The organism is Levilactobacillus paucivorans, from assembly GCF_001437125.1.
In the GTDB taxonomy this organism is placed as follows: Bacteria; Bacillota; Bacilli; order Lactobacillales; family Lactobacillaceae; genus Levilactobacillus; species Levilactobacillus paucivorans.
Genome location: NZ_JQCA01000114.1, coordinates 1 through 419 on the forward strand (window position 1 = coordinate 1; position 419 = coordinate 419).

Sequence of the window (419 nt, forward strand, 5' to 3'; positions counted from 1 at the left end):
ACCTATATTCAAACGAAGCGTAATGGCTGGTGTTACTTATCAACCATCATGGACCTGCACTCACGACGGATTATCGGCTATTCGTTCTCAAAAAAGATGGATACTGATTTAGTCTTAAAGACCCTTGAAAGCGCGGTTAAAAATCGAACCATTACTGGGGACCTGATTATCCATACGGATTTAGGATCACAGTATACCAGCGATGATTACAATCAACGTTTAACTGAACTACATATCTGCCACTCATACAGCCGTAAGGGGTGTCCGTATGATAATGCGCCAATGGAATCCTTTCACGCTTCCCTCAAAAAGGAATGTGTTTATCCAGTGCCGGTCTTTGAAGATTATGAAACTGCCGCTGCCGTCCTTTTTGAATATGTGCATGCTTTCTACAATAGGAAGAGAATTCATAGTTCACT

General features: G+C 41.8%; 1 protein-coding gene. It reads left to right on the forward strand.

What is annotated here, in order from left to right; genetic code table 11:
- Nucleotides 1-48: 48 nt before the first annotated feature.
- On the forward strand, nucleotides 49-419 hold a 371-nt coding region (locus tag IV54_RS08670; protein WP_237756702.1), incomplete at its 3' end, for a DDE-type integrase/transposase/recombinase.